This is a genomic window from Pseudoalteromonas sp. GW168-MNA-CIBAN-0100, assembly GCF_040309225.1.
Taxonomy (GTDB): Bacteria; Pseudomonadota; Gammaproteobacteria; order Enterobacterales; family Alteromonadaceae; genus Pseudoalteromonas; species Pseudoalteromonas arctica.
The window spans coordinates 1-242 of sequence record NZ_JBEOOL010000988.1 but is presented as its reverse complement, the minus strand read 5'-3'; the positions used below and the strand labels follow the sequence as shown (position 1 = coordinate 242).

Below are 242 nucleotides of genomic sequence, written 5' to 3'. Positions count from 1 at the left end.
ATAAGTAAAAAGCAGCGGCTGCATTTTCATCACTTTATAGCGCAGGTACACCAGCAGTTAGGGCAGTTACAAGGGCAAAAAGATCCGTTAATAATTATAGCTAAAAATTGGGCCAAAAATATTCGGGTGCTATGTTTTGATGAGTTTTTTGTTAGCGATATTGGCGACGCTATGATTATGGCCCGGCTGTTTGATGCGTTATTTAAACAAGGTGTAGTGTTGGTGGCTACTTCAAACGCAAA

1 protein-coding gene is annotated in these 242 nt (G+C 40.1%); it reads left to right on the top strand.

What is annotated here, in order from left to right; all coding sequences use genetic code 11:
- The coding region (gene zapE, locus AAEY62_RS24305) for an AFG1/ZapE family ATPase (RefSeq protein ID WP_350637036.1) at window positions 1-242 on the top strand (242 nt) is incomplete at both ends.